The 5,066-nt window shown below is 60.8% G+C and carries 5 protein-coding genes; 1 reads left to right on the forward strand and 4 read right to left on the reverse strand.

The window, feature by feature from the left end:
- Positions 1-312: 312 nt before the first annotated feature.
- Genes ACZM96_RS09500 through kdsA form a run of 3 tightly spaced genes read right to left on the reverse strand, consistent with a single transcriptional unit; the run spans position 313 to position 2,815 of the window.
- Positions 313-1,251, reverse strand: a complete 939-nt coding sequence (locus ACZM96_RS09500) for a KpsF/GutQ family sugar-phosphate isomerase (protein ID WP_489488762.1) — start codon at positions 1,249-1,251, stop codon at positions 313-315.
- A 2-nt stretch (positions 1,252-1,253) separates the two neighbouring features.
- The gene (gene kdsB, locus ACZM96_RS09505; RefSeq protein WP_489488764.1) at positions 1,254-1,985 is read right to left on the reverse strand and encodes a 3-deoxy-manno-octulosonate cytidylyltransferase; all 732 of its coding nucleotides are present in this window, start codon (positions 1,983-1,985) and stop codon (positions 1,254-1,256) included.
- Positions 1,982-2,815: a 3-deoxy-8-phosphooctulonate synthase gene (gene kdsA / locus ACZM96_RS09510; RefSeq protein WP_294488449.1), complete on the reverse strand. Its 834-nt coding sequence runs from the start codon at positions 2,813-2,815 to the stop codon at positions 1,982-1,984. The genes kdsB and kdsA overlap by 4 nt, the downstream gene beginning before the upstream one ends.
- A gap of 231 nt (positions 2,816-3,046) precedes the next feature.
- On the opposite strand from kdsA, the gene ACZM96_RS09515 reads away from it, so the two are divergent.
- Complete coding sequence (locus tag ACZM96_RS09515) at positions 3,047-4,213, forward strand: glycosyltransferase family 61 protein (protein WP_489488765.1); 1,167 nt, start codon at positions 3,047-3,049, stop codon at positions 4,211-4,213.
- On the opposite strand, the gene ACZM96_RS09520 is transcribed toward ACZM96_RS09515, so the two are convergent.
- Positions 4,155-5,066: hypothetical protein (locus ACZM96_RS09520; protein ID WP_489488766.1), on the reverse strand; the 912-nt coding region annotated here is incomplete at its 5' end. The two genes, ACZM96_RS09515 and ACZM96_RS09520, sit on opposite strands and share 59 nt — an antisense overlap.

The raw sequence follows: 5,066 nt of genomic DNA on the forward strand, positions 1-5,066 counted from the left end.
ATCTGGCGGAACTCGAGAAGCAGGCAAAGGCCGCAAGGAAGTAGAGGGGCTCTTCTCCTTCCGCGGACAAGCGGCATCAATCAGCGTACAAGGCTCCGCGACCTCGTCATGAGAGCGTGGAGCCTTTTGCCGTTGTCATTCATTTGACAATCCGCGCCCAAAACGGAACATGACATCCCTCCCCGCGGGCATCCATCGTTTCGCCTTGTGCGCAAAACGGCCGGACCTCCATTCGGAGAATCCGGCCGTCACTCGGGCGCGCTGCCGCGCCGCAAACGTCGCCCCTGCATGGTGGAAGCAGGGGGCGCATTTTTACAAAATGTCGTGCATGCTCAGAATGCCGAGCGGCCTGTGCTCGTCGTCCACCACAAACACGCAGGTGATCTTCTTTTCTTCCATAATTCCCTGCGCCTTGGCGCTCAACGCGTCGGCGTCAACGCACACGGGATTTCTGGTCATCAGCTCCTCGGCCGTGCTCTCCAGAATGTTCGGCCCCATGTGACGCCGCAAATCGCCGTCGGTAATGATGCCCACGAGCTTCTCGCCGTCCATGACGCCCACGCAGCCGAATCCCTTGCGCGTCATTTCGGCCAGAACGTTCATCATGGGCGCGTCGGGCGTCAGAAGCGGCATGGCGTCGCCCGTGTGCATGAGATCGCGCACCAGCGAAAGCTTCTGACCCAGCGAACCGCCGGGATGAAAACGCCGGAAATCCTCTCTGCGGAAGCCCCGCGCCGTCAGCAGGCACATGGCCAGCGCGTCGCCGAGGGCCATCTGCACCGTGGTGCTCGTGGTGGGCGCACAGTCGAGCGGGCAAGCCTCGTGAAGCTGCGGCTGCAGCAGCAGATAATCGCAGTGCTTGCCGAGAAAGCTGTCGGCGTTTCGGGTAATGGCCACTATGGGCATGTTGTTCTGCGAGGCGTAGAGCACGATATCCGTCAGTTCCGCCGTGTTGCCGGAATTGGAAATGGCAATGACGGCATCCTCGGGCGTCATCATGCCGAGATCGCCGTGACTCGCTTCGGCCGGATGAATGAAGTACGCCGGAGACCCGGTGGAAGCGAGCGTCGCCGCAATTTTCCGCGCCACATGGCCGCTCTTGCCCATGCCCGTCACGGCAATGCGGCCCCTGATGCCGAGAAGACAATCCACCGTGCGCTCGAAGCTTTCCCCGAGCTCGTCGGCCAGCACCTGCAGGGCGTGGGCTTCGTCGCGCAGAACCTGCCTGGCTTCATCAAGATACTTTGCCATGACTACCCGGCCTTTTCCGTCAGTATGCGGCGCACCGCTTCAAGATCCTCGGGCGTATCCACGCCCGGCCCCGTGGCCTCCACTTCAAGCACGCGGATGGCTATGCCCGCCTGAAGCACGCGCAACTGCTCCAGCTTTTCCGTGTTTTCCAGAGGCGAATACGGAAGACTGCCGAAATTCATCAGAAATTCCCGGCGATAGGCGTACATGCCGAGATGGCCGAAATACTGCGGAGCAATCCCCCCGGAGCGCGGAAACGGTATGGGGCCGCGGCTGAAATACAGCGCGTTGCCGTTGTGGGCGCGCACCACCTTCACCAGATTGGGATTCTGCGCCTGTTCCGCGCTTATGGGATAGCAGAGCGTGCCCATCTGAAGCGAAGGATCGTCCAGCATGGCGCGCGCCAGCTTTTCAATGGAGGCGGGCTCCACCAGCGGCTCATCTCCCTGCACGTTCACATAGACGTCCGCAGGATGGGACTTCGCCACCTCGATAAGCCGATCCGACCCCGAAGGGCAGTCGGGACTGGTCATGCAGGCCGCACCGCCGAACGCCTCGACGGCGTTTGCAATGCGCTCATCGTCCGTGGCCACCAGCACCTCGTCGAACAGCGAAACCCGGCGCACCCGCTCGTACACGTGCTGCACCATGGGCTTGCCGCAGATGTCCACCAGCGGCTTGCCCGGCAGGCGCGTGGACGCGTACCGGGAAGGAATGACGGCAATCATGCTCATGCTCTCTTCTCCTTGGCCACGGCGTCAAAGGCCTTGATGAGGGAAAGGAACTTCGGCAGATCCCTGAGCGCCAGCATGTTCGGCCCGTCGCAGGGAGCCTTGTCCGGATCGGGATGCACTTCCATGAATATGCCGGCCACGCCCACGGCTGCTGCGGCGCGGGCCAGAGTGGGCACGAATTCCCGCTGACCGCCGCTGCACGAGCCCTGCGCGCCCGGAAGCTGCACCGAATGGGTGGCGTCGAACACCACAGGCGCGAATTTCTTCATGATTTCAAGGCCCCGCATGTCCACGACAAGGTTGCCGTAACCGAAGGTGGTGCCGCGCTCGCACAGCGTGATGCGCTCGTTGCCCGTGGAACGGGCCTTTTTGAGCACGTTTTCCATTTCCCACGGCGCAAGGAACTGTCCTTTCTTGATGTTGACCGGCTTCATGGTGGAAGCGGCCGCAAGAATGAGATCGGTCTGACGGCAGAGGAAAGCCGGGGTCTGCAGATAGTCCGCCACTTCAGCCACGGGCGCGGCCTGCTCGGCGGTGTGAATGTCGGTGAGCACGGGAATGTTCCGGCTCTCGCGCACTTCGGCAAGAATGGAAAGCCCTTCCTTCATGCCTACACCGCGAAAGCCCGCGCCGGAGCTGCGGTTCGCCTTGTCGAAGCTCGACTTGTACACGAAGGGAATGCCCGCCTCCGCAAAAATTTCCTTGAGCGCGGCGGACACCTCCAGCGCATGAGCCCGGCTTTCGATGGCGCACGGCCCGGCTATGAAGAAAAGAGGCAGCGTGTTGTCGACCGTAAGATACGGCCTGCCGTTGAATGCAAGTTCAAACATGAAATCTCCAAGCCCGTCGGGCGGAAAAGGGAAAAACAACGCCTAACAGTATAAGCCATGCTCCGGCCGACTTCAAGGGAAGTCCCGCGCTCCTGTGCGCCGGAGATTTGCCGGATGAAGCTGCCTTTCCGCCTGCGGCAAGGGCATGGACGACTTTTGCCATCCGCGATATCATGCAGGACACGTCTGCGGCCCCGCCCTCAACTCTTCAAAGACTCCCGGAAGGTTTCCATGCCGAGTTCTCTCAAAAATCTCAGGCCAGTCACGCTTCAGGAGACGATTCTCCACGACGTCGTCATTCTTCCCGACAGATACGGCTTTTCCGGAGCCTGGTGCGATGGAAAACCCGTCGCGCTGGCGCACATGTGTCGTCGCGGACGCCAGGCCCGCAGACAGGCTCCGTACGAGGCCCCGGTGCGGATTGTGGAGGAACCCTGCATATGGGGCGGACTTTTTCAGCTCCACTACGGGCATTTTCTCATTGAAACCATGCAGAGCCTTTACGCGTTCCGCCGTCATCCCGAAAGGCGCATCGTCTGGCGCAACGCCTCGGCGGGTGATATCACACCCTGGCAGCACACGCTGTTCCATCTTACGGAATGCGATCGCAACGGCTATGCCTTCGTCAACGAACCCACCCTGTTCCGGGACATGCTCTTCCCCGTGCCCGGTCTGATGTGCGACGTGTGGCTCACACAGGAACAGGTGGACGCCTTTGCCGTGCATGAATCCGTTGTACAGGTAGGCAAACGTGTCTGGCTTTCCCGCTCCGCCGTCAATTCCGACAACATCATCTTCACCAACGAACGGGAACTGGAAGACATGCTCGCGTCGCGGGGCTGGCTCATCGTGCATCCGGAACATCATTCGCTGGAAGAGCAAATCGACATGCTGGGTTCGGCTGAAGTTGTCATGGGCTGCATCGGCTCTGCCTTCCACACCATGCTGCTGCTGAAACATCCCGGCACGCGTTATATCGTCATCAACCGCATGAACGGCGACGAAGAGGCCCACAATCTGCAGTTCGACCTCATCGCCAAAGCCAAAACGGACAACTATTATGTGTGGGAGCCGCCCAGGCACGACGCTCCACCCCTGCGCCGACGCAAAATTCATCACGCCTGGCCCTGGTACGCCTTTGACATCGAGGCCATACGGCGCGAACTGGACGCCCGGGACGACTTTTGCGGCAATATGGAAGGCTGCCCTGGCATGACCGCCATCAAAAACCGGCAGGCCGTCAACGCCACAGGCAGCCCCATTCTGTTCAATATGAATGTCTCCGCCGCAGACCGGCTCTATTACTTCTACCGTTATCTGCGACGCCGCTGTCGTCCGATCAAGGACGGCTGGACGGCGTTTCAGCAGAGCGCGTGGCAACGCCTTCATCAGAAATGACGGACAATTCCCGGATCACCCGTTCGAGCATCTTCGGCGCGACGGTGAAGGAGTAATCCAGCTCCAGGCGTTCCGTATCCTTGTGCGCGTCCTTACCTGAAGGACCTACGGAGGCAATGGGAACGTCGAGCGACATGAGATCCTTCATGGACAGAGAGAAGACCGTTCCCCATCCGGGCATGTTCTCGGCCAGCGTGTTCAGCTCTTCGGGGCGCCCCTGGAAGCCCATGTAGCTCAGATCCATGATGCCGCTGAAGCAGTCCACAAGACTGACCTGCCCCACACTCTTTTCAAGATCATCCAGCACGCCCTCCATGATGGAACGCAGACGACGCTCCTTGTCCGTGGCGCGCAGATTGATGCGCTGCGGATAATAGGGCGGCAAAAATCCCACCACCACGGCAGGCCCCTTGAGATTGAGCAGCGACACCAGGTGATCCAGCACCGCAAGGCCCTTTTCCCGCTCATCCATGTCCGCAGGAAGAGCCCCGGCGAAATCCCGCAGAGTCTTTTCCGCCTCTTCCGCGCCCAGTTCCCCGGCAAGACGTTCCGTCAGCTCATGCACCGTAACCACGCTCGACTGCCAGTCGGGAACCGGAGTGTCCCTGCGGCCGGAGAGCTGCTGAAAACGACGTCCGGCCTCCTTGATGCCCGCAATCGTTTCATCAAGCGCCCGCTGCGCCACGTCGCGGCAGATGTTCAGCATGTCCAGCGGACTTCTGCTCACGGTAAGCACGTTGAAATAGGCGACCGCGCGCTCAGGGAGCGTCACGGAATACGTGTCGCGAAGATCCTTCAGCTTGAGGCATACCGGAGGCGTCAGAGTATCCGGTCCCGAGCCGTCGATGAGGTC

It is taken from the genome of Mailhella sp. (assembly GCF_057866825.1).